The sequence below is a fragment of the Paeniroseomonas aquatica genome (assembly GCF_030409335.1).
GTDB lineage: Bacteria > Pseudomonadota > Alphaproteobacteria > Acetobacterales > Acetobacteraceae > Belnapia > Belnapia aquatica.
The window spans coordinates 47,486-68,780 of sequence record NZ_JAUFPN010000165.1 but is presented as its reverse complement, the minus strand read 5'-3'; the positions used below and the strand labels follow the sequence as shown (position 1 = coordinate 68,780).

22 protein-coding genes and 1 pseudogene are annotated in these 21,295 nt (G+C 73.5%); 6 read left to right on the top strand and 17 right to left on the bottom strand.

Annotated features, from left to right (window positions below; genetic code table 11):
* Positions 1–14: 14 nt before the first annotated feature.
* From QWZ14_RS17295 to QWZ14_RS17285, 3 genes and pseudogenes are all read left to right on the top strand, one after another.
* A pseudogene (locus QWZ14_RS17295) lies at positions 15–539 on the top strand (MarR family winged helix-turn-helix transcriptional regulator); the annotation flags it as partial.
* 253 nt (positions 540–792) lie between these two features.
* Positions 793–1,509, top strand: a complete 717-nt coding sequence (locus QWZ14_RS17290) for a response regulator (RefSeq protein WP_290318024.1) — start codon at positions 793–795, stop codon at positions 1,507–1,509.
* 33 nt (positions 1,510–1,542) lie between these two features.
* Positions 1,543–2,922: an ATP-binding protein gene (locus QWZ14_RS17285; protein ID WP_290318023.1), complete on the top strand. Its 1,380-nt coding sequence runs from the start codon at positions 1,543–1,545 to the stop codon at positions 2,920–2,922.
* Between the two features lie 17 nt (positions 2,923–2,939).
* On the opposite strand, the gene QWZ14_RS17280 is transcribed toward QWZ14_RS17285, so the two are convergent.
* The 13 genes from QWZ14_RS17280 to QWZ14_RS17220 form a co-directional block, all read right to left on the bottom strand.
* Positions 2,940–3,299: a hypothetical protein gene (locus QWZ14_RS17280; RefSeq protein ID WP_290318022.1), complete on the bottom strand. Its 360-nt coding sequence runs from the start codon at positions 3,297–3,299 to the stop codon at positions 2,940–2,942.
* A 30-nt stretch (positions 3,300–3,329) separates the two neighbouring features.
* Complete coding sequence (locus tag QWZ14_RS17275) at positions 3,330–4,592, bottom strand: molybdopterin molybdotransferase MoeA (RefSeq protein ID WP_290318021.1); 1,263 nt, start codon at positions 4,590–4,592, stop codon at positions 3,330–3,332.
* Positions 4,593–4,604: 12 nt separating this feature from the next.
* Positions 4,605–5,108: a molybdopterin-guanine dinucleotide biosynthesis protein B gene (gene mobB, locus QWZ14_RS17270; protein WP_290318020.1), complete on the bottom strand. Its 504-nt coding sequence runs from the start codon at positions 5,106–5,108 to the stop codon at positions 4,605–4,607.
* A 10-nt stretch (positions 5,109–5,118) separates the two neighbouring features.
* Positions 5,119–6,318 (bottom strand): formate dehydrogenase subunit gamma, encoded by a 1,200-nt coding sequence (locus tag QWZ14_RS17265; protein WP_290318019.1) that lies wholly within the window; start codon positions 6,316–6,318, stop codon positions 5,119–5,121.
* Entirely contained in the window at positions 6,315–6,911 is a 597-nt protein-coding gene (gene fdh3B / locus QWZ14_RS17260) for a formate dehydrogenase FDH3 subunit beta (RefSeq protein WP_290318018.1), read from the bottom strand. The genes QWZ14_RS17265 and fdh3B overlap by 4 nt, the downstream gene beginning before the upstream one ends.
* 2 nt (positions 6,912–6,913) lie before the next feature.
* Positions 6,914–9,847, bottom strand: a complete 2,934-nt coding sequence (locus tag QWZ14_RS17255; protein WP_290318017.1) for a formate dehydrogenase subunit alpha — start codon at positions 9,845–9,847, stop codon at positions 6,914–6,916.
* Positions 9,848–9,856: 9 nt separating this feature from the next.
* Positions 9,857–10,087, bottom strand: a complete 231-nt coding sequence (locus QWZ14_RS17250; RefSeq protein WP_290318016.1) for a hypothetical protein — start codon at positions 10,085–10,087, stop codon at positions 9,857–9,859.
* A 19-nt stretch (positions 10,088–10,106) separates the two neighbouring features.
* Positions 10,107–10,706 carry a TorD/DmsD family molecular chaperone gene (locus QWZ14_RS17245; RefSeq protein ID WP_290318015.1) on the bottom strand — a complete coding sequence of 200 codons (600 nt, stop codon included), beginning with the start codon at positions 10,704–10,706 and terminating at the stop codon, positions 10,107–10,109.
* Between the two features lie 129 nt (positions 10,707–10,835).
* On the bottom strand, positions 10,836–11,477 hold the full coding sequence (locus tag QWZ14_RS17240; protein ID WP_290318014.1) for a DUF3306 domain-containing protein: 642 nt from the start codon (positions 11,475–11,477) through the stop codon (positions 10,836–10,838).
* A complete protein-coding gene (locus QWZ14_RS17235; RefSeq protein ID WP_290318012.1) occupies positions 11,474–12,007 on the bottom strand; it encodes a DUF3305 domain-containing protein in 534 nt (177 codons plus the stop codon). Before QWZ14_RS17235 ends, QWZ14_RS17240 begins: the two co-directional genes overlap by 4 nt.
* A complete protein-coding gene (locus QWZ14_RS17230) occupies positions 12,004–13,032 on the bottom strand; it encodes a DUF6352 family protein (RefSeq protein WP_290318011.1) in 1,029 nt (342 codons plus the stop codon). Before QWZ14_RS17230 ends, QWZ14_RS17235 begins: the two co-directional genes overlap by 4 nt.
* Entirely contained in the window at positions 13,029–13,571 is a 543-nt protein-coding gene (locus tag QWZ14_RS17225; protein WP_290318010.1) for a DUF6505 family protein, read from the bottom strand. The genes QWZ14_RS17230 and QWZ14_RS17225 overlap by 4 nt, the downstream gene beginning before the upstream one ends.
* On the bottom strand, positions 13,568–14,248 hold the full coding sequence (locus tag QWZ14_RS17220; RefSeq protein WP_290318009.1) for a biotin/lipoate--protein ligase family protein: 681 nt from the start codon (positions 14,246–14,248) through the stop codon (positions 13,568–13,570). The genes QWZ14_RS17225 and QWZ14_RS17220 overlap by 4 nt, the downstream gene beginning before the upstream one ends.
* Before the next feature lie 97 nt (positions 14,249–14,345).
* Between QWZ14_RS17220 and QWZ14_RS17215 the strand changes: the two genes are divergently transcribed.
* Positions 14,346–16,388 (top strand): 4Fe-4S binding protein, encoded by a 2,043-nt coding sequence (locus QWZ14_RS17215; protein WP_290318008.1) that lies wholly within the window; start codon positions 14,346–14,348, stop codon positions 16,386–16,388.
* 51 nt (positions 16,389–16,439) lie between these two features.
* Here the strand turns inward: QWZ14_RS17215 and QWZ14_RS17210 are convergent, their stop codons facing one another.
* A complete protein-coding gene (locus QWZ14_RS17210; protein ID WP_290318007.1) occupies positions 16,440–16,727 on the bottom strand; it encodes a hypothetical protein in 288 nt (95 codons plus the stop codon).
* A 210-nt stretch (positions 16,728–16,937) separates the two neighbouring features.
* Positions 16,938–17,438 carry a DUF427 domain-containing protein gene (locus QWZ14_RS17205; RefSeq protein WP_290318006.1) on the bottom strand — a complete coding sequence of 167 codons (501 nt, stop codon included), beginning with the start codon at positions 17,436–17,438 and terminating at the stop codon, positions 16,938–16,940.
* Positions 17,439–17,519: 81 nt separating this feature from the next.
* Here QWZ14_RS17205 and QWZ14_RS17200 point away from each other — a divergent pair, with 81 nt between their 5' ends.
* Together QWZ14_RS17200 and QWZ14_RS17195 are read left to right on the top strand one after the other, a co-directional pair.
* Entirely contained in the window at positions 17,520–18,521 is a 1,002-nt protein-coding gene (locus QWZ14_RS17200; RefSeq protein WP_290318004.1) for an NADP-dependent oxidoreductase, read from the top strand.
* Position 18,522: 1 nt separating this feature from the next.
* Positions 18,523–19,362: a hypothetical protein gene (locus tag QWZ14_RS17195; protein WP_290318003.1), complete on the top strand. Its 840-nt coding sequence runs from the start codon at positions 18,523–18,525 to the stop codon at positions 19,360–19,362.
* Here the strand turns inward: QWZ14_RS17195 and QWZ14_RS17190 are convergent.
* A complete protein-coding gene (locus QWZ14_RS17190) occupies positions 19,310–20,020 on the bottom strand; it encodes a pirin family protein (RefSeq protein ID WP_290318002.1) in 711 nt (236 codons plus the stop codon). The genes QWZ14_RS17195 and QWZ14_RS17190 overlap by 53 nt on opposite strands.
* A gap of 138 nt (positions 20,021–20,158) precedes the next feature.
* The gene (locus QWZ14_RS17185) at positions 20,159–21,016 is read right to left on the bottom strand and encodes a TauD/TfdA dioxygenase family protein (RefSeq protein ID WP_290318001.1); all 858 of its coding nucleotides are present in this window, start codon (positions 21,014–21,016) and stop codon (positions 20,159–20,161) included.
* Positions 21,017–21,295 lie beyond the last annotated feature (279 nt).

Here is a 21,295-nt window from a genome sequence, read left to right as displayed (position 1 = left end):
CCCGCATGTCTGCCATGCCGGACCAGACTGACACCAAGCCGCCCGAGGCGCCGACGGCGGCCCCGGTCGGCGCCGGCCGCAACCTGCTCTTCCTGCGGGAGGAGGAGCTGCGGCTCGCCCAAGACCTGCTCTTCTTCGGCTACCGCGACTTCACCGCCGGGGCGGATGCGATCCTGGCCGAGCTGGACATGGGCCGGGCGCATCACCGGGTGCTGCATTTCGTCGGCCGCCGGCCGGGGATCACGGTGGGCGACCTGCTCGGCATCCTCGGCATCACCAAGCAGTCGCTCGGCCGGGTGCTGACGCCGCTGATCGACGACGGCTACGTACTGCAGTCCACCGGCCGCAACGACCGCCGCCAGCGCCTGCTCTCGCTCTCGCCGCGGGGCGAGGCGCTGGAGCGGCGGCTGTTCGAGCGTCAGCGGGAATGGGTGATGCGGGCCTATCGCGAGGCCGGGCCGGTGGCGGTGGAGGGCTTCCGCCGGGTCATGCGCGGGCTGATGGGGCCGGAGGCCCGGGCCCAGCTCGAGCGGCTGGAGCGGCCGGCCGACCGCCCAGCCTCCCCGCGGCCGTCCGCCCTGGCCGCCGCGGCGCCCGCCACCGCCCGGGGCGCTGCCCCTTCCCACGGCCATCCCGGCACCATACACCCGCAGCGGAACGGTTGAGCGCCGGCCGGTCCGCACCGGCGGGACCGATCCGCAATAGAGGCTGATGCGCCGAACCTGATCCGGCCTATTGTCATGCCGCAGGAATCGCCCAGCCCGCCCTGCACCGGAGAGGAACCGCCATCCCATGCCTGCCGAGGCCACCACCCTTGTGGACAACGCCCATCTGCTGGTGGTGGACGACGACGCCCGGCTGCGGGCCCTGCTGCAGCGCTACCTGGCCGAGCAGGGCTTCCGCGTCAGCATCGCCGCCGATGCCGCCGCCGCCCGCGCCCAGCTCGCCGCCGTCGCCTTCGACCTGCTGGTGCTCGACGTGATGATGCCGGGCGAGACCGGGCTCGAGCTGGTCGAGACCCTGCGCCGCGCCGGCAACGACGTGCCGGTGCTGATGCTCACTGCCCGCGGCGGGCCGGACGACCGCGTCGCCGGCTTCGAATCCGGCGCCGACGACTACCTCGGCAAGCCCTTCGACCCGCGCGAGCTGGCGCTGCGCATCCGCACCATCCTCCGCCGCGTCGCCCCGCCGGCGCAGCCGCTCACCGCCGCCCCGGTCCAGCTCGGCATGCGCTGGTTCGATGCCGAGCGCTCCGAGCTGCGCGGCCCGGACGGCACCATCCGGCTGACCGGCGGGGAGGCCGCCCTGCTCGGGGCGCTCGCCCGCCGCGCCGGGGAGGTGCTCAGCCGCGAGGAGATCGGCACCGCCCTCGGCACGCCCGAGGCCGGCGAGCGGGCGATCGACGTCCAGGTCACCCGGCTGCGGCGCAAGATCGAGCCCGACCCGCGCGAGCCGCGCTTCCTGCATACCGTCCGCCACCGCGGCTACGTGCTGCGGCCCGGCCCCTGACCCGGATATCCCCGTGACCGGAACCGCGTAGGCATGGCCAATCGCCTGACCGCCGGGCTGCGCCGCCTGCTGCCGCGCTCGCTGCTGGCGCGCTCCGTGCTCATCATCCTGGTGCCGATGCTGATCCTGCAGGCGGTCGCCCTGCAGCTCTTCTACGGCGGCCACCTCGACGTCATCTCGCGCCGCCTGACCGGCGGCGTCGCCGGCGACGTCGCCTTCGTCGCCGAGCTGATCCGGCGGGAGCCGCCGGAGCAGCACCCCTGGATCTTCCGCGAGGCCGCCTGGCGGCTGGAGCTCGGCCTCGCCTTCGAGCAGGGCGGCCAGATTCAGCCCGGCGAGCGCCGCTCCAGCCGGTCGCTGCTGCCGCTGGAGGAGGACCTGAACAACGCCCTGGGCGAACGGGTCCGCGCCCGCTTCGATACCGACTGGCAGTCCGACCCGCGCAGCATCATCATCCGCGTCCAGCTGCCGGACGGCGTGCTGCACGTGGAGGCGCCGCGCAAACGGCTGTTCACCGCGACTCTCTATCTCTTCGTGATCTGGCTGGTCGGCTCGGCGCTGCTGCTCTCCGGCGTCGCGGTGCTGTTCATGAAGAACCAGGTCCGCGCCATCCGGCGGCTGGCCGCGGCGGCCGATGCCTTCGGCCTCGGCCGCGACCTCGGCGCCATCAAGCCCGAGGGCGCCAGCGAGGTCCGCCAGGCCGCCGCCGCCTTCAACCGCATGCGCGAGCGCATCCGCCGCTTCGTCGGCCAGCGGACCGAGATGCTGGCCGGCATCAGCCACGACCTGCGCACCCCCCTCACCCGGATGCGGCTCGGCATCACCATGCTGCCGCGGGCGGCGGAGACCGAGGAGGACATCGCCGCCCTCACCCAGGACATGGAGGAGATGGAGCGGATGATCGCCGCCTACCTCACCTTCGCCCGGGGCGAGGGCACCGAGCAGGTCCGCCCGGCCGACCTGGTCGAGCTGGTGCAGGATGTTGCGGCCAAGGCGCGGCGCTCGGGCGCGGCGGTGGAGGTGGCCTCGCCGGCCAGCCTCGCCCTGCCGCTGCGGCCGGATGCGGTGCGCCGCAGCCTGGCCAACCTGATCGACAACGCGCGCCGGCATGCGAAGCGGATCGCGGTCGCGGTGGACACGGTGGCGCGCACCGAGCCGGGCGGCCCGGGCGGGGTGGGGGCGGACCGCGATGCCCATGCGCTCTGGGCCCAGGTGACGGTGGACGACGACGGGCCGGGCATCCCGGCGGGTGAGCGCGAGGACGCCTTCCGCCCCTTCAGCAGCGGCTCGCCGGACGGCACCGGCCTCGGCCTCGCCATCGCCCGGGACATCGTCCGGGCGCATGGCGGGGATATCCTGCTCGAGGAGAGCCCGCTCGGCGGGTTGCGGGCGAGGCTGCGGCTGCCGGTCTGAGCGCGGGCGCCGCGGCGCTACAGCCCGGCGCAGGCCTCCACCAGCGCATCCGCCGCCGCCTGCATCGCCGCCAGGGTCTTGTCGGCGTTGCGGGCCGAGGCGGCGTCGGGATGCTCGATATCCTCGAGCATGGCGGCGGTGTCGGCGACGCCGGCCAGCATGTCGTCGCGCAGCTCCTCGATCACCTGCTTCACCGCCTCGCGCCGGTCCTCGTCGCCGGCCAGCATGCCCGCGACGATCGCCTCCACCTCGCGCTGCATGCGGGCCGGCGCCGCGCCGCGGCCGACGAGGTCGGCGATGCGCGCCATGGCCGCCTTGCCCATCCCCTTGGTGCTCGGGGGCTTCGGTGCGGTGGTCTTTGCGGGCCGCTTGGCCAAATCGGAATTCCTTGCAGGCAGATGGTCTTATCAGAACAATGTTGCGAAGGGCAGTACCTGCACCGGGTCGCCCGGCGCCACGGTGAGCACATCCTCGGCCAATTCGACGAAGGCCTCGCTCTCGGTCAGGGAGGTGAGCAGCCCGGCGCCCTCGCGGCCGAATTTCCGGGCGACCGGCAGCGCCGCCCCGCCCCCCGCTCCGGCCACCAGCCGCACCCGGACGTATTCCCGCCGCCCCGCCTTCTTGCGGTAGCTGAATCCCGCCTCGGCCGGGAAGCGCGGCAGCGGCTCGGCCGCGGCGCCGGCCAGCCGCAGCACCAGCGGCCGCGCCAGGTGCAGGAAGGTGACGATGGCGGCGACCGGATTGCCCGGCAGCCCGACCACCGGCGTCCCGGCGACCACGCCCATGGCCGCCGGCCGCCCCGGCTTCACCGCCAGCCGCCAGAAGACCAGCCGGCCGCCCTGCTCGATGGCGGCGCGGACATGATCCTCCTCACCGGTCGAGACCCCGCCCGAGGTCAGCAGCAGGTCGTGGCTGCCCGCCGCCGCCCGCAGCGCCGCCGCGGTCGCCGCCGCCTCATCCGGCAGGATGCCGAGGTCGGTCGCCGCGACCGGCAGCTTCGCCAGCAGCGCCAGCAGGGAGAAGCGGTTGCTGTCGTAGGTCTGGGCGGCGCCCAGCGGCCGCCCCGGCGAAGCCAGCTCGTCGCCGGTGGAGAAGACCCCGACCCGCACCCGCGGCACCACCGGCAGCACCGCCAGCCCGAGCGCCGCGGCCAGGCCGATCTCCGGCGCCCGCAGCCGCCGACCCGCCGGCAGGGCCAGCGCACCCTGCGCCACATCCTCCCCGACCGGCCGCGCATTGGCCCCGGGCTTGAGGCCGGCCGGCACCCAGACCCCGTCCGCCTCCGCGGTCGCATCCTCCTGCATCACCACGGTATCGGCGCCGGGCGGCATGGGGGCGCCGGTGAAGATGCGGGCGGCGGTGCCGGGACGCAGCGGGTGGTCCGGGCTGTGTCCGGCGGCAACCCGGCCGTCATGCCCGAGGAAGCTGCGGCCGCCGGCGGCGAGGTCGCCATGGCGGAAGGCATAGCCGTCCACCGCGGCGTTGAAGAAGGGCGGCAGCGGCCCGGGCGCCAGGAGGTCGCGTGCCAGCACCCGGCCCAGCGCCGCCAGCAGCGGCAGGCTCTCCTCGCCGCCCAGCGGCGGGACGCGGCCGGTGATCAGGGCCTCGGCCGCCTCCACCGAGAGCAGCGGGCCGCCGAAGGCGAAGCAGTCATCGGATAGCTGGGCCATAACCGCCGCTCCCTACCAGCCAGCTGCGTCCACCGCGTGCCGCAGCACGAGATCGGCGATCGCCGCCGCATCGTCGAGCGGCGCCCAGGGCAGCGTCGCTTCCGGCGCCAGGTCGCTGGCGACCGCGACGATCGCCGGATCCTCCGGATGGATCCAGGGCTTGCCGTTGGCCGCGCGGTGGACCTCGATCTTGGGGTGCCGGTCGCGCTTGAAGCCCTCGACCAGCACGAGATCGACCGGCGCGAGCTGCCCGAGCAGCTGCCGCAGCTCCGGCTCCGCCGCGCCGCGCAGCTCGGTCATCAGCGCCCAGCGGTTGGCCGAGGACACCAGCACCTGCCGCGCCCCGGCCTCGCGGTGGACCCAGCTGTCCTTGCCCGGCGTGTCCACGTCGAAGCGGTGATGCGCGTGCTTGATAGTGGAGACGCCGACCCCGCGCGCCGTCAGCTCCGGGATGAGCTTGGCGAGCAAAGTGGTCTTGCCGGCCCCGCTCCAGCCGGCGAGGCCGATCATCCGCATGGGGCCGCCGTCAGTCCGCGCCGGCCGCCCTGGCCTGCGGCTGCCCGATGTCGGCGACCGCGTGGGCCTTGGCCAGTTCCTGCTCCACCCACAGCGCGTGATGCTCCTTGGCCCAGTTGTAGTCGACGCGGCCGGTGCCCATGGCATCGAAGGCCCCCTCCATGCCGAGGGTGCCGATGTAGATATGCGCCAGCATCGCCGCCACCATCAGCGCCGAGAGCACGCCATGCACCATGTGCGCCCATTGCTGGCCGGCGATGTCGGTGACCGCGAAGGGGAATATCAGCACATAGCCCGAGGCCGCGACCACCCCGCCGCCCAGCACCGTGACCCAGAAGACCATCTTCTGCCCGGCATTGAAACGCCCGGCCTTCGGATGGCCATGGCCGACGAAGCCGCCGCCGGCCTTGATCCAGGCGAGGTCCAGCTTGTTCGGGATATTGTCCCGGAGCCAGACCAGCAGCATCACCACCAGCCCGGCGGTGAAGGGGAAGGCCAGGAAATTGTGGGCGATCTTGCCGGCCTGGCTCACCGCGGTGAAGGCCTCCGGCCCGATCAGCGGCAGCAGCAGCCAGCGGCCGAAGGTCAGGTTCAGCCCGGACAGGCCGAGGATGATGAAGCAGCTGGCGACCATCCAGTGGTTCACCCGCTCGAGCAGCCCGAAGCGCACCAGGGTGCGGCCCGACCAGCCCTCGCCGATGCGGATCCGCCCGCGGAACAGGAAGAACAGCCCGAGCAGCCCGGCCATGCCGAGCACCGCGATGGCGGCGACCCAGGTCAGGGTCCGGTTGTGGAAGGCGCGCCATTCGCGGCCCTCCGGCTGGATGAGGTTGCCCGATTTGGCATCGGGGATGCTGACCCGGCCGGAGATGTGTTCGCCGCGCAGCAGCGCGCGCAGCTCCAGTTCGGCGGCGTCCTGCTGGCCGCGTTCGCCCAGCGGCGGCGGCGCCACGATCGGGGCGACCGGGGTCGGCGCCACCGTCGCCTGCGGCGCGGTCGGGGTGCCGGTCGGCTGCTGCGGTTCGGTGCTGTTCGGCACCTGGCCGCCGCCGACGCCGCCGCGGCCGCTGCCCACCTCGGGCACCGGCGCCTGGACTTCGGGCGCGCCGCCGGCAGGCGCGACATTCGAGTTCTGGTTGGAATTCTGGGCCGCGACGCCGCCCGCGACCAGCGAGAGGGCAAGCGCCGCCCCGGCGAGGAAGGAGGTCATGCCGGCAGCACCTCCTTGTAGGCGGTCCGCCAGCCCCAGGCCCCCGAGCCGTAGCCGCGGCGCTGGACCCGTTCCTGGTAGATGCTGGCGATGATGTCGCCGTCGCCGGCCAGCAGCGCCTTGGTCGAGCACATCTCGGCGCAGAGCGGCAGCTTGCCCTCGGCGATGCGGTTCGAGCCGTACTGCAGGTATTCCGCCGGGCTGTTGTCCTGCTGCGGCCCGCCGGCGCAGTAGGTGCACTTGTCCATCTTGCCGCGGCCGCCGAAATTGCCGACCCGCGGATACTGCGGCGCGCCGAAGGGGCAGGCGTAGAAGCAGTAGCCGCAGCCGATGCAGAGGTCCTTGTCGTGCAGCACGATGGCGTCCGCCGTCGTGTAGAAGCAGCTCACCGGGCAGACCGCGGCGCAGGGCGCGTCGGTGCAATGCATGCAGGCCATGGAGATGGAGCGCTCGCCCGGCTTGCCGTCGTTGATGGTGACGACACGGCGGCGGTTGATGCCCCAGGGCACCTCATGCTCGTTCTTGCAGGCGGTGACGCAGGCGTTGCACTCGATGCAGCGGTCCGAATCGCAGAGGAATTTCATCCGGGCCATGATTAGGCGCTCCTGATCTGGCAGAGCGTGACCTTGGTTTCCTGCATGAAGGTCACCGGGTCGTAGCCATAGGTCGTGATGGTATTGACGCTCTCGCCCAGCACGATCGGGTCGGTGCCCGGCGGGTAGAAGCCGCGGCGGTCCTCGCCCTGGTAGAAGCCGCCGAAGTGGAAGGGCATGAAGGCGACGCCGCGGCCGACGCGCTCGGTCACCAGGGCCTTCACCCTGATCCGCGCGCCGTTCTCGGGCCCGGCGACCCAGACCCAGCCGCCGTCGCGCACGCCGCGCTCGGTCGCATCCGCCGGGTTGATCTCGACGAACATCTCCTGCTGCAGCTCGGCCAGCCACTTGTTGGAGCGCGTCTCCTCGCCGCCGCCCTCGTATTCCACCAGCCGGCCGCTGGTCAGGATGATGGGGAAGTCCTTCACGACAGTGGTGCTGCGGGCCTGGATGCTCTGCCCCAGATGCGGCATGCGGAAGCCGCGGCGGTCGGGCAGGGTCGGGTACTTGGCCATCAGGTCGGGCCGGGCGGTGTAGATCGGCTCGCGGTGCACCGGCACCGGATCCGGCAGGTTCCAGGCGACGGCGCGGGCCTTGGCATTGCCGAAGGGCGAGCAGCCATGCTCCAGCGCCACCCGGATGATGCCGCCCGAGAGGTCGGTGGACCAGGCGGCGCGGTCGATGTTCGGGCCGAAATTCGCGGCGATGCTGGCCTTCTCCGCCGCGGTCAGGTCGTCGAACCAGCCGAGGCGCTTCAGCATCGCCACGGTGAACTCGGGGTAGCCGTCCTGGATCTCGCTCCCCTTCGACCAGCTGCCCTCGGCCAGCAGCGTCTGGCCGTTGCGCTCGACGCCGAAGCGGGCGCGGAAGGTGCCGCCGCCGTCCTTCACGTGGAGGTTGGTGTTGTAGAGGATGTGGGTGCCGGGATGCCTGATCTCCGGCGTGCCCCAGCAGGGCCAGGGCAGGCCGTAGGTGTCGTGCTCCACCGGCGTGCCGGGCCTGCCGCGCAAGGTCACCAGGTCGAACTTGTCCTGGTGCTCCATGTGCAGCTTCAGGCGCTCGGGCGACTGCCCGGTATAGCCGATGCTCCAGAGCCCGCGGTTCATCTCCCGCAGGATGCTCTCGGCGCTGACCACGCCGTCCTTGACCTCGATCGTCTTGAACATCTCGGCGCCGAAGCCGAGCTTCTGCGCGAGCGCATGGATGACGTCGTAGTCGTTGCGGCTCTCGAAGATCGGATCGACGATCTTGTAGCCCCACTGCAGCGAGCGGTTGGAGGCGGTGCGGGTGCCGTCCATCTCGAAGCTGGTGCAGATCGGCAGCAGGTAGGTGCCGTCCTTGCGGTTCGAGACCTGGCTGAAGGTGGTCGGATGCGGGTCGGCGACGACCAGCAGCTCGAGCTTCTCGAGGCCCTTGATCGATTCCGGGATGCGGGTGACGGTGTTGCCGCCGTGGCCGAAGACCATCATGGCCTTCAGGCTATGCGGCTGGGCGACATAGGCCTCGCCGTCGGCGGCGGTCTTTTCCTGCTCGCCCGGCATCAGCGTCGCGTCGAACCAGCGCGTGGTCGGGATGCCCGGCATCTCCATCAGCGCCTTGCTGCCGAAGCGGCCCTGCATCCACTCGTAGCTGACGCCCCAGACCCGGCAGAAATGCCGCCAGGCATTCTCGTCGAGGCCGTAGTAGCCGGGCAGCGAGGTGACATCGAGGCCCATGTCCGTCGCGCCCTGCACGTTCGTATGGCCGCGGAAGATATTGGCGCCGGTGCCGGTCGCGCCGACGTTGCCGGTCGCCAGCAGCAGGATGGAATAGGCCCGCACGTTGGCGGTGCCGACGGTCTTCTGGGTCGCGCCCATGCACCAGATCAGCGTGCTCGGCTTCTGCGTCGCGAACATCTGCGCCACGCGCTTGAGCTGTTCGCCCGGCACGCCGGTGACGCGCTGCACCTCGTCGGGCTTCCACTTCGCCACCTCGGCGCGGATCTCCTCCATGCCGTGGACGCGCTGGGCGATGAACTGCTTGTCCTCCCAGCCATTCTCGAAGATGTGCCAGAGCAGGCCCCAGATCAGCGGGATGTCGGTGCCCGGGCGCAGCCGCACGTACTCGGTCGCATGCGCCGCCGTCCGCGTGTAGCGGGGGTCGATGACGATGAGGTTGGCGCGGTTGACCTCCTTGCCGGTCAGCACGTGCTGCAAGGAGACCGGATGCGCCTCCGCCGGATTGCCGCCCATGATGATCATGGTCTTGGCATTGCGGATGTCGTTGTAGCTGTTGGTCTGGGCGCCGTAGCCCCAGGTATTGGCCACGCCGGCGACGGTGGTGGAATGACAGATGCGGGCCTGGTGGTCGACCGAGTTGGTGCCCCAGAAGGCGCCCAGCTTGCGGTACAGGTAGGCCGCCTCGTTGGTGAATTTGGCCGAGCCCAGCCAGAAGACGCTGTCCGGCCCGGCCTTCTCCCGCACCTCGAGCAGCTTGGCCGAGATCTCCGAGATCGCGGTGTCCCAGCTCAGCCGCTGCCATTCCCCGCCGACCAGCTTCATCGGGTACTTCAGCCGGCGGTCGCCGTGCACCAGCTCGCGCACCGAGGCGCCCTTGGCGCAATGCGTGCCGCGGTTGATCGGGCTGTCGTAGCTCGGCTCCTGGCCGACCCAGGTGCCGTGGCGCACCTCGGCGGTGACGGTGCAGCCGACCGAGCAATGGGTGCAGACGTTCTTGATCCGCTGCAGCGGCGCGTTGCGGTCGGCGAGGTCCGGCGTCGCCTCGTTCGCCGCCCGGGCGCGGCCGGCGCCGAGGCTGCCCAGCGCGGCCAGGCCGGCGCCGCCGAGCCCGGCCTGGCGCAGGAAGCCGCGGCGATCCATGCCGCCGCCCGAGAGACCCTGGTAGGCGGAGGACAGGCGCTGCCTGGCGGCGCGGCCATCGGCGCGTTTGATCAGCATGCTGCGGCCCTACTGCTCGTAGCGGTTGGTGCGATAGAAGGCCTTGACCTCATCGCTCTCGACGTAGCGCGCGGCGCGGCGCTGGGCGTCGTTCTCCTTGGCGGCCTGGCCGGCCGGCACGGTATCGGCCCGCTGCACCACCGCGGCCCCGGCCGAGGCGCTGCCGGCCGCGGCCGCGGCAGTGCCGAGCCCCAGCGCCCGGAGGAAGCCGCGCCGTTCGGCACCCGTCTTGTCGGTCATCGGCAATCCTCTTTCCTGGTCACGCCGGCAAAGCCGCGGCGGCCTGTTCGATCTCGATCACGCTGCCGCCCAGCAGGCCCACCGCGCGGTAGAAGGCCGCCGACTCCGCCCCGGCAATATCGGCGAAGCAGCGCCCGGCCCAGGGCGCCAGGTGGCGGGCGAAGAAGGCCTCGGGCGGCTCCCCGCCGAAGCGGCCTTCCAGCAGCCCCGCCATCACCTCGCAGCAAAAGCCCAGCTGATCCTCGGGCTCCGCCATCCCCTCGGCGCGGACGATGCCGAGCCGGGCCAGGGTGCCACGCAACTCGGCCAGCGGCCGTTCGTGCAGGAAGCCGGTGAGGTAGTAGGAGGCATAGGCCAGCACCTCCCCCCGGCCGACGCCGACGAAGAGGGCGAAATGCTCGCGTGCCGCCGCCGCCGCATCGGCGCGGGAGGCCGCCTCGGCCAGCCGCCCGAGGGCCGTGCCCAGGGCCGAGTCGTCGCCGCGCAGGGCGGCCAGGCCGGCCAGCAACGCCGCATCCGGCGGCGCCGCGAGCAGGCGCCCCAGGAGGGCGAAAAGCCGTCCCCGCTCGCTATCCAGCGGATCCACCACGACGTCCTCGGTCTCCCCGGCAGGCTTCATTCACTATTCTTCAACAAGTTAGCGCAGGGCCGATGCAGCGCCGATGTGCCAGACCGGCCGCGGTACTGGCAAGCGAGATACGTCTCACGAGAAGGATACCGCCCTGCAGATGGGGCGCCGCCCGGGAATTCAAACCGGCTTGGCACGCCCATGCCGCCGGGGCGGGGGCAGAGGTGGGGCAGCGGCGACCCCCTCCACAACCAGCGCGAGGGCTGGGGCCTGGGCTGGAGGCATGGCCGGGTCCGGCCCGGCGCCGGACGCCGGTGCAGCGGCCTCCTCCAGGTCAGGCGCGTCCGGGTCGGGCGGCACCGCCACCTCGGCCAGCGCCACCGGTGGCGCCTCCTCGGGCGGGGCCAGCTTCTCCAGCGCGCCGATCGCCTGGGCCAGCATGCGGGTCACGTCGCCGCCGAGCTGCAGGGCGAAGCCGGGCACCCCATCCGGGGCGTTGTAGTCCCAGGCATAGTCCGCCGGGCCGATGAAGTCGCGGATGGCCGGGTCCAGCGTCCAGGCCCGGCGCAGCGCCGCCTGCCGCAGCGGCGCCGGCACACCGGGGCGGAGGAAGGCGGTGAAGTCGCTGGCCCCGGTCAGGCTCTCGACCGGCGGCAGGCCGGCCGGGTCGAAGGCCTCGGCCGGCGGGGCGGCCGGGAGCCCGGGCGCAGCTTCGGCGGCGGGTTCGGCCCCTGGCGCGGGCGGCGGCGCCTCCGGCTCCGGCAGGACGCCCCGCTTCCGCCGCGACCAGCGGCTGAGGAAGCCTTCCTCCCGCACCGTCATCCCGCGTCATCCCCATCCCGTCGCAGGCCGGGCCGCTTGGCCAGCGCCTCCGGATCGGCCCGGTCGCGCCGGCGCTTGTGCTGCATCCGCTCGACATGGTGCTCGGCGACGAAGGCCTCCAGCCGGTCGCGCAGCCCGGGCGGCAGCGGCAGCGCCTCCAGCAGGTCGCTGCCGGTATCGGCATAGAGATGCGCCTCCCCGGCATCCACCGTCACCGCATGCAGTCTGAGGCCGGGGTCGGTCTCCACGTTCCGCAGCACCACCCAGATGCTGGGCGCCGCGGCGGCGAGGTTGTCCCGGTAGTTCGGCGTATCGGTCGGGCAGAACAGCACCTCGGCCCGGCCGGCGAGGAACAGCGTCCGCCCCTCGGCCTCCCGCAGCACCGTCCAGGCGGGCAGGTCGGGCGCCGCTTCCAGCACCTCGACGGCGCGCCAGGACCACGCGGCCCATTGCGTCACGCCGGGCCGCCGCTCGGCCAGGACGGCCACCGGGATGCGGATCGAGCCGGGGACCTCCAGGTGCCCGCTCACGCCGCCTCCCCCCGCGTCTTCAGCGGCAGCCCGACCAGGTTCTGCGGCTTGAGCCGCACCCGCTGGGCCGCATCCATCGCCAGCGCCAGGTAGACCGGCTTGCCGACGGCCCGCGGCAGCACGCGGGAACTCTCGGCGAATTCCAGCACGCCGAGCCAGAGGATCCGCGCCAGCCGCGCCTGCTTCACCTTGGCGCCCTTCCAGAGGTCGTTGGCGATCGCGGTCGCCTCGGCATCGAGGCCGACATGCCAGGACCAGTTGCGGTCGTCGATCACCGGCACCGGCCGGATCGCCACCGCCTCCCCCAGCACATGGCCGATGAAGGCCTCGAGCGCGCGGGCCATGCCGTGCTGGCCGGGCCGGCCCTCGGCGATGTCCAGCGCCAGGTCATGCGCATCGGACCGCGCGGGATACTCGGCGGCGTTGGCCTCCGACAGCACCTCCAGCTCCACCTCCCGCGGCGGCGCCCCGGCCTCGGTCAGCAGCCGGCCGATGGCGCCGAGGTCGCCGTCCCCGGCCTTGGCATCGAGGAATTCCTCGTCCGCCAGCAGCAGCGCCCCGGGGTGGATCGCCGCCCGCTGGGTGCGGAAGAAAGCCTCCGCCGCGCGCAGGATGAAGGGATCACCCACCCCCTCCAGCGCCGCGCGGGCCACCAGATGCGTCAGCATCTGCAGGAACAGCGGCGGGATGCCGGCGACCGAGCCGCGGAACAGCGCCAGCCAGGCCGCCTCCAGCGTCGGCTCCGCCTGCACCCGGTCGCGGAAGCCGAGGAACACGGCCCAATTCTCCCGCGCATCGGCATCGGCCAGCGCCGCCACCTCGACCGCCGGCACCGCCCGCAGGGGGGCCGCCAGCAGACCGGTATGCAGGGCCAGCTCCGCGTCGCAGGCCTCCTCCGGCGGCACCAGCTCCGGCCGGGCGAGGAAGGCCCGCCAAAGGTCCGGCGTCGGCACCAGCCGCCCGGCCTCGTCCCGGTCGCAGAGGTGATGGCCTGAGGAGAGCCAGAAATCGCCCGGCGTGATCATGGGGGGTCCTTCGCCAGGCGGGTGAGGTCGGGATGCTCGGGCTCGTCCTCGCCGCTGACCTCGAGGATGCCGAAGACCGGCAGCGCGCCGAAGTCGCCGTGCGGCGCCTCCCGCCGGTGCAGGCTGCGGAAGCGCTCGCGCACCGCGCCGGCCTCCACCACCCGGCTCAGCGCCAGCACGGTGCCCGGCGGATGGTCGCACAATGCGGCGGCGAAGCCGATCTCCTCCCGCGCCGCCGCCTCGGCCGCCGCCGCATCCGGGGCGCCGTAGCGCGCCCGGATATGCGCCGAGAGCGCCGCCACCGCCGCCTCGACCGCGGTTTCCTGGGCCTCGGCCACCTCCACCAGCGTCGACCAGCCGAAGCTGCCGATGCCGAGGAAGCCGGCGCGGAATTCCTGCCGCCGCTTGCCGGCGAGCGCCGCCGGGTCCTCGTCCCAGAAGGCGAAGCCGCCGGGCACCGCCCATTCCCCGGCCGGTGCCGCCCGGTCGAAGACCACCAGGTCCGAGGGGTCGAGCCGGATCGTGCGCGGCAGCTTCATGGGAGCCCCTGCCGGGTCGTCACGCCCTGGCGGTCCAGCAGCAGCGCGGCGGTCGCCGGGTCGATCGCCCGCCGCAGCCCCGGCTCGTCCTGGCCGTCGAGCAGCCGGGCGAGGAAATCCGCCATCAGCCGCCCCGGCCCCTCGGCCTCCCAGCGATCCAGCCCGGACATCAGATGGCGCGCCCAGGCCTCGGTCAGGGCCGCGGCGGCGATCCCGGCGAAGCCCTCCTCCTCGAGCCCGGTGCGGCCGGGATCGCGCCCCGGCTCCGGCCCGGGCGGCAGCGCCAGCACCACCTCGAAGCCCACCACCAGCCAGTCCGGCACCGCCGCCGCGGCCACGCCGGGCGGGGCCGCCAGGCGCAGCCGGCCGCAGGCGCCGCCATTGACCAGCAGGGTGCCCGGCCAGCGCCAGGCCAGCGGCACCTCCGGCGGCCCCAGCACCCCGAGCGCATCGACCAGCGCATTCCCCGCCGCCAGCAGCGCCAGGCGCGCCGCCCCCAGCGGCCGTTCCGGCTCCAGCACCACCGCCGCCTCGGCCCGGGCATAGGCGGAGACCCAGGCCAGCGTCCCGGCGCCGTGCCCGGCCAGGCGCACCGCCTCGGCCAGGGCATCGCCGCCCTCCCGCAGCCGATGCTGGGTGAAGACGCCGGGCAGCGAAAGGGAACGGGTCGTGACCATGAACCTCCAGGGGAAGCCTCGCATCCGGGCGGGACGCGGCATATATGCGCCCGACCCCGGTGCGCAAAGCCGGATGAACGCCGGGAATCGCCAGCCTATGTCGGAACGCATCGCCTTCGTCTGCAGCTGCGAGGACAGCATGCGCCTCGACGGCCGGGCCCTCGCCCGCGGCTGCGCGGCGCAGGGCACCGAGCTGCGGACCGCCGAGCACCTCTGCCGCAGCCAGCTCGACCGCTTCCTGGCCGCGGTCGGCACCGGCCGGCCGGTGACCGTCGCCTGCACCCAGGAAGCCCCGCTCTTCGCCGAGGAGGCCGCCGCCGCCGGCGCCACCGCCCCGCTCAGCTTCGTCAACGTCCGCGAACAGGCCGGCTGGGCCGAGGAAGGCGCCGCCGCCGGGCCGAAGATGGCCGGGCTGCTGGCCGCCGCCGCCATCCCGCTGCCGGAGACCCCGCTGGTGCCGCTGGCGAGCGAGGGCGTCACCCTGGTGCTCGGCCGCGACGAGGTCGCCATCGCCGCCGCCCGGCGGCTCGCCGACCGGCTGGACCTGACCGTGCTGCTGACCGGCGCCGAGGCGGTCACCCCGCCCGGCCGGGCCGAATTCCCCATCCTGCGCGGCCGCGCCCGCAGCGCCACCGGCTGGCTCGGCGCCTTCGAGGTGGTGGTCGACGGCCATGCCGCCGCCTCCCCGGCCTCCCGCGCCGCCTTCGCCTGGGGGCCGCCGCGCGACGGCGCCCGCAGCCGCTGCGACGTCATCCTCGACCTGACCGGCGACCCGCCGCTGTTCCCGGCGCATGGCGTCCGGCAGGGCTACCTCCGGGCCGATCCAGCCGATGCCGCCGCGGTCGACCGCCTCATCCTCGAGGCGCGGGAGCTGGTCGGCGAATTCGACAAGCCGCGCTTCGTCAGCTTCGAGGCCGGGCTCTGCGCCCATGGCCGCAACAAGCGCACCGGCTGCACCCGCTGCCTCGACCTCTGCCCGACCGGCGCCATCACCCCCGGCGAAGGGCTGCTCCGCGACAGCGTGCGGATCAGCGCCGAGATCTGCGCCGGCTGCGGCGCCTGCGCCGCGGTCTGCCCGACCGGCGCCGTCACCTATGCGCTGCCGCCGCCGGCCACCACCCTGGCGCGGCTCCGCGCCCTGCTGCTCGGCCATGCCGAGGCAGGCGGCCGCGATCCCGTCCTGCTGCTGCACGACGCGGCCCATGGCGAGCCGCTGATCGAGGCCCTGGCCCGCCACGGCGATGGCCTGCCCGCCCGGGTCCTGCCGCTGCGGCTGAACGAGTGCGGCGTGCTGGACCTGGCGACGCTGGCCGCCGCCTTCGCCTGGGGCGCCGCCGGGGTGCGGGTGCTGCTGCCGGCCCGGCGCGGCCATGGCAGCGAGGGGCTGTTCCGCAACCTCGACTACGCCGCCACCCTGCTGGAGGGCCTCGGGCGCCCGACCTCGCCGCCCCGCGCCGCCGCCATCGAGACCGACGATCCCTTCACCCTGGCCGAGGCGCTGGCCCCGGCCATGGCCATGCGCGGCACCGGCGAGGCGGCCAGCTTCCTGCCGCTCGGCACCCCGCGGGAGGTGCTGCGCCAGGCCCTGGCGGCGCTGCACGCCGCCGCCGGCCCCGCCGCGCCGGCGGTGCTGCCGATGCCGGCGCTGGCCCCCTTCGGCGCCGCCGTGGTCGAGGCCGCCGGCTGCACCCTCTGCCTCGCCTGCACCATGGTCTGCCCGACCGGGGCCTTCTCGGCCAATCCGGAGACGCCGCAGCTGCGCTTCCTGGAGGATGCCTGCGTGCAATGCGGGCTCTGCGTCGCCACCTGCCCGGAGCAGGTGATCAGCCTCGCGCCCCGCCTCAATTTCGCTCCCGAGGCGGCGCAGCCGCAGGTGGTGAAGCAGGAGGAGCCCTTCTGCTGCACCCGCTGCGCCAAGCCCTTCGGCACCCGCAGCACGATCGAGCGGGTGAAGGCCAAGCTCGCCGGCAGCCGGCATTGGATGTTCGCCGATCCGGCCCGGCTGGCGGTGCTCGAGATGTGCGAGGATTGCCGCGCCGCGGCGGCGACGCTCGGCGGGATCGACCCCTATGCCGGCACCGCCCGACCCGCCGCCCGCACCACCGCGGACTGGCTGCGCGAGGCCGCCGAGGACGGCTGACGGGTCACCCCGCCGACCGGCTCCGACGACCGTCGCCGGAACGGCCGCGGTTCAGCCGCCCTTGTCGCCGCGCGAGCCGACCGGCCGCGGCGTCGAGGGGGTGCCGCCGATGTCGGTGCCCGGCGCGGGGCCACGCTCGATGATCGGCTGGCCGCGCGAATTGGTGCCGGTGATGGTCGGCGTGCCGCCCGAGGCATTGGCGCTGTGCGGCTGCTCGAGCACCCGCTGCTGCAGCGGCGTGGCGCCGCCGCCGGCGGTCGGGCCGGTGGGGGCGGGCCCGCTTTCGGCGCAGGCGGCGAGGGCAGCCGTGGCGATCAGGGTGACGATGAGGCTGCGCATAGGTCTCGATCCCGATTTCAGTAACGACGTTACAGTCCGCGTTGCGGCGGCCTCCTGCCACCACTCCCGCAGGCCGGCCTGCCAGGCGGGTGCCGTTCCGGACCGTCATCCTGGCCCGGTCGCCTCCCCAACATTTTGCAACTCGGCGGTTTTCAGGCCCCAGAACGGCAGCCGGCGGGGCTGATCACGAAACCGTTGGCGGGCCCGGGCCTACCAGCCCAAGGTCCCGGGTCCGCCCTTGAAGGGTCCGACCAGCTCCGCGGTGATCCAGCCGCCGTAGAAGCCGCCGGGCTGCGGCGCCACCCGTTCCGCATCGACGAAGCAGGCATCCATCCGCCCGGCATAGACCGCGACATGGTCGCGAATCGGGGCGAAGCCCGGCGTCGGCTGCGGATAGCTCCAGCCGGCGCGGTCGGCGACCCGCCCGCCGGCCGCCAGCGTCCAGTAGCGCGCCAGCCCCTTCCATTCGCAGAAGCTCTGGCCGGCCGCCGGGCGCAGCACGCCGGGGGCGAAAGCATCGGGCGGCAGGTACCAGCCGGGCGGGTGGAAGGTCTCGAGCACCCGCCAGGCCGCCGTGGTCTCGGCGATGGTCTCCCCGCCGAGCACGATGCGGATGCGGCGGGTGCTTGCCTCCAGCCGCGGCGGGCGGGGGTAATCGGCGACCCGCTCGGTCGGTCGGGCGCTGCCGGCATCGTGCATCGGTTCGGTCATCGGGGGGATTTGGCCCTGCCCCCTTCCCCCGCAACCGGCGCGGGGCAATGTTGCCGCCGTCCCCCGAGGAGGAACCCCCCAATGGCCGAGACCAACCTGCAGATCCTGCTGCGCCGCCGCCCGCAGGGCGCCCCGGTCGCCGAGGACTTCGAGATCGTCGAGACCCCGGTGCCACAGCCCAAGCCGGGCGAGGTGCTGGTCCGGGCGCAGTACCTCTCGCTCGATCCCTACATGCGCGGCCGCATGTCGGATGCGAAGAGCTACTCCGCCCCGGTCGCCATCGGCGCCGTCATGGAGGGCCAGACCGCCGGCGAGGTCGTCGCCTCCGACGTCCCGGGCTTCGCCCCCGGCGACACCGTGCTCGGCGGCTTCGGCTGGCAGCGCTATTCCAGCGTCGCCCCGGGCCGGCTGTTCAAGATCGACCCGGGCGAGGCGCCGCTCTCGGCCAGCCTCGGCGTGCTGGGCATGCCGGGGCTGACCGCCTGGGTCGGTCTCGAGGACATCGGCCAGCCCAAACCCGGCGAGACGGTGGTGGTCTCTGCCGCCTCCGGCGCGGTCGGCCAGGTGGTCGGGCAGATCGCCAGGATCCGCGGCTGCAAGGTAGTCGGCATCGCCGGCGGCGCCAAGAAATGCGAATTCGTGACCGAGGTGCTGGGCTTCGATGCCTGCATCGACCACCGCGGCGACCTCGATGCCCAGCTCGACGCCGCCTGCCCGAACGGCATCGACGTCTACTGGGAGAACGTCGGCGGCGCGGTGCAGCGCGCGGTCTTCCCGCGGCTGAACGACCACGCCCGCATGGTGATGTGCGGCATGATCGCCGAATACAACGACACCAGCCCCGCCCCCGGCCCCAACCTGATGTCCGCCGTCCGCAAGCGGCTGCGCATCCAGGGCTTCATCGTCAGCGACAGCGGCTGGCCGCGCTACCCGCAGTTCCGCACCGAGCTGCTGGGCCACATGGCGTCCGGCCGGCTCGCCTGGCGGGAGGATGTGGTCGAGGGGCTGCGGCAAGCCCCGCAGGCCTTCATCGGCCTGCTGAAGGGCGAGAACTTCGGCAAGCTGGTCGTGAAGATCGACTGAGGTGACGGCGGCCGGCGAGGACTCCGGCGAGGACCGGGCCCTCGCCGCCCGGCTGGCCGGGCAGCGCGTGCTGATCTGCTACGGGCTGCTGGGCGAGCTGGTCGCCAGCCTGAGGCTCGACTACATGGCCAGCCAGCTCGCCTGGCTGCGGCGGATCGGCGTCGCCACCGAGGTGGTGGCGCTGCCGACCGGAGCACCGGTCGCCGCCAATGCCGGGCGCATCGCCGCGGCCGTCGTCGCCGATCCGCGCCCGGCCATCCTGGTCGGCCACAGCAAGGGCGGGCTCGAAGCCCTGGCCGCCCTGCTGCGCCCCGGCGTCGCCGCCCGCTGCCGCGGCTTCGTCGCGCTGCAATCGCCCTTCTTCGGCTCGCCGGTTGCCGATGCGGTCTGCGGCCGGCGGTCGCTGCACCGGGCGGCGCATCACCTGCTGCGCCTGGCCGGGCTGGGCGGCGGCGCCGGGCTGCACGACCTGACCACGCCGGCCCGCGCGGCCTGGATGCGCGAGCACGCCGCGGCGATCGCGGCGCTGGTCGGGCAGGTGCCGGTGGTCGCCTTCGGCACCGTGCTCGATCCCCGCTGGAGGCTGCGGGACCAAGCCTACCGGCCCTTCGCCCGCTGGATGGAGGCCCAGGGGTCGGGGCCAAACGACGGGCTGGTGCCCCTCGCCTCGGCCCGGCTGCCCGGGGCCTGCTTCGTGCAGTCCGCCGGCGGGCACCGCGCGCTGGTGACGCGCGGCCCGGGGCAGGACCCGGTCGGGGTGCTGCGCCGGGCGCTGCTGGCGGTCGCGGCTACTCCGCCGCCACCTCCACCAGCACCAGCTCCGCATCCTCCGCGGCGGTGATCTCCATCACCGCCTCCTGGACAATGCCGGCGCCGTCGCGGGTGCCGACCGCCACGCCATTCACCGTGACGCGGCCCTTGGCCGGCACGAGATAGGCGGCGCGGCCCTCGCCGAGTGGCTGGCGCAGGGTCTGCCCGGCCTTGAGGCTCGCCGCCAGCACCGCGCCGTCGACGTTCAGCGGCAGCGCGCCGCTTTCGGCATCCTGCGCCCGGCCGCTGGCCAGCACCTCGAAGCCGGCGTCGCGCTGCTCCTTCGGGAAGCTCTTCGCACCCCAATTCGGCTTGGCGCCGCGGCGGTCCGGCATGATCCAGATCTGGAAGATCCGGGTCGCCTCCGGCTCGAGGTTGTACTCGCTGTGCACCACCCCGGTGCCGGCCGACATGATCTGCACGTCGCCGGCCTCGGTGCGGCCGGTGTTGCCGAGGTTGTCCTTGTGGGTGATCGCCCCCTCCCGGACATAGGTGATGATCTCCATGTCGCGGTGCGGATGCGGGTCGAAGCCGGTGCCGGCGGCGATCTCGTCGTCGTTCCAGACCCGCAGCCGGCCCCAGTTCATGCGGGCGGCGTCATGGTAGCCGGCGAAGGAGAAATGGTGCTTGGCGTTCAACCAGCCATGGTTGGCACCGCCGAGGCTGGCGAAGGGACGGACGTCGATCATGGGATCGCTCCTGCAGGGGGCGCCGGCCTGACGGGGCCGGCTGACTGGCACCCCAGATAGGCCGCCCCGCCCCCGATGTCCCATGCCCCGCGGCCATCGCCACCATTCACCGCGGCAATGAGCGCGAAGGACGCCCCCTCAGGCAGGCCGGTCGCCGGCCAGGGTCACCCGGTGCATTACCCGCCGGTAGCCGTGGTAGTCGTTGACCGGGTTGTGCAACACGCAACGGTTGTCCCACAGCGCCAGGGTCCCCGGCGCCCAGCCCATGCGGAAGGTGAATTCCGGCCGCACCTGATGCGCGAAGAGGAAGTCGAGCAGCGCCTTGCTCTCGGCCTCGGTCATGCCGGCGAAGCGGCTGGTATGGCCGCCGTTGACGTACAGCGCCCGCCGCCCGGTCTCCGGATGGGTCCGCACCACCGGGTGCTCGGCCTCGTAGACCGGCCGCGCGTCGTCCCGCGCGCCGTCCTTCAGCCGGTCCTCCCGGGTTTTCGTCACATCCGCCTTGGCGCTGCTGTTGACCGCCTTCAGCGGCTCCAGCAGCCGCCGCATCCCGGGCGAGAGCGCCGCATAGGCCGCGGTGCCGCTGGCGAACAACGTATCCCCGCCGAAGGGCGGCACCTCCCGGGCGATCAGCATGGTCGCCATCGGCGGCTGCTCGAGATAGGCGGTGTCGCTGTGCCAGAGCCCGCCGAAATTGGCCGTCTCGTGCTCGAGCTTCACCACCGGGATCACCTCCGGCGCTTCTGGCAGGCCCTTGATGAAGGGGTATTCCACCACCTCGCCGAAGCGCCGGGCGAAGCCGGCCAGCGCCGCCGGATGCAGCGCCTGCTGGTCGCGGAAGACCAGCACGCCATGCTCCAGCCACAGCGCCCGCAGCCGGGCGACCAGGGGCTCGGACATGTCGGGCGCCAGCGCCACGCCGCTCACCTCCGCCCCGATCGCCCCCGCCAGCCGGCGCACCAGCAGCCCCGCATTGCCGTCCATTGCCATGTCCATCCCTTCGCCTTTGGCCGGCAGGCTACCCAGCCCGGCCGCCCCGGGCAACGCGGCGGCCGGACCGCGGCGCGCAGCCGCATGGAGGAAGGTTAAGACTCCTCACATCTCCCGTAGAGATGTGATCCCGGATGATGCAGTCGTCGTCCCGGAGCCGCCGGCGCTTCGGCGCCCTGGCCCTGGATACGCGACGTTCGGCAACGGCTATTTCCCGGCAAGCCGTTGCCAGACTGGCAGCCCGCGAGGGCCGCCACCGGGCCGGCTGGTTTCATCCGGCCGGCC

Coding starts and splice junctions, on each gene's coding strand:
- QWZ14_RS17290 (WP_290318024.1), top strand. CDS start 793: ATGCCTGCCGAGGCCACCACCCTTGTGGACAACGCCCATCTGCTGGTG.
- QWZ14_RS17285 (WP_290318023.1), top strand. CDS start 1,543: ATGGCCAATCGCCTGACCGCCGGGCTGCGCCGCCTGCTGCCGCGCTCG.
- QWZ14_RS17275 (WP_290318021.1), bottom strand. CDS start 4,592: ATGGCCCAGCTATCCGATGACTGCTTCGCCTTCGGCGGCCCGCTGCTC.
- mobB (WP_290318020.1), bottom strand. CDS start 5,108: ATGCGGATGATCGGCCTCGCCGGCTGGAGCGGGGCCGGCAAGACCACT.
- QWZ14_RS17265 (WP_290318019.1), bottom strand. CDS start 6,318: ATGACCTCCTTCCTCGCCGGGGCGGCGCTTGCCCTCTCGCTGGTCGCG.
- fdh3B (WP_290318018.1), bottom strand. CDS start 6,911: ATGGCCCGGATGAAATTCCTCTGCGATTCGGACCGCTGCATCGAGTGC.
- QWZ14_RS17255 (WP_290318017.1), bottom strand. CDS start 9,847: ATGCTGATCAAACGCGCCGATGGCCGCGCCGCCAGGCAGCGCCTGTCC.
- QWZ14_RS17250 (WP_290318016.1), bottom strand. CDS start 10,087: ATGACCGACAAGACGGGTGCCGAACGGCGCGGCTTCCTCCGGGCGCTG.
- QWZ14_RS17245 (WP_290318015.1), bottom strand. CDS start 10,706: ATGAAGCCTGCCGGGGAGACCGAGGACGTCGTGGTGGATCCGCTGGAT.
- QWZ14_RS17240 (WP_290318014.1), bottom strand. CDS start 11,477: ATGACGGTGCGGGAGGAAGGCTTCCTCAGCCGCTGGTCGCGGCGGAAG.
- QWZ14_RS17230 (WP_290318011.1), bottom strand. CDS start 13,032: ATGATCACGCCGGGCGATTTCTGGCTCTCCTCAGGCCATCACCTCTGC.
- QWZ14_RS17225 (WP_290318010.1), bottom strand. CDS start 13,571: ATGAAGCTGCCGCGCACGATCCGGCTCGACCCCTCGGACCTGGTGGTC.
- QWZ14_RS17220 (WP_290318009.1), bottom strand. CDS start 14,248: ATGGTCACGACCCGTTCCCTTTCGCTGCCCGGCGTCTTCACCCAGCAT.
- QWZ14_RS17215 (WP_290318008.1), top strand. CDS start 14,346: ATGTCGGAACGCATCGCCTTCGTCTGCAGCTGCGAGGACAGCATGCGC.
- QWZ14_RS17210 (WP_290318007.1), bottom strand. CDS start 16,727: ATGCGCAGCCTCATCGTCACCCTGATCGCCACGGCTGCCCTCGCCGCC.
- QWZ14_RS17205 (WP_290318006.1), bottom strand. CDS start 17,438: ATGACCGAACCGATGCACGATGCCGGCAGCGCCCGACCGACCGAGCGG.
- QWZ14_RS17200 (WP_290318004.1), top strand. CDS start 17,520: ATGGCCGAGACCAACCTGCAGATCCTGCTGCGCCGCCGCCCGCAGGGC.
- QWZ14_RS17190 (WP_290318002.1), bottom strand. CDS start 20,020: ATGATCGACGTCCGTCCCTTCGCCAGCCTCGGCGGTGCCAACCATGGC.
- QWZ14_RS17185 (WP_290318001.1), bottom strand. CDS start 21,016: ATGGACATGGCAATGGACGGCAATGCGGGGCTGCTGGTGCGCCGGCTG.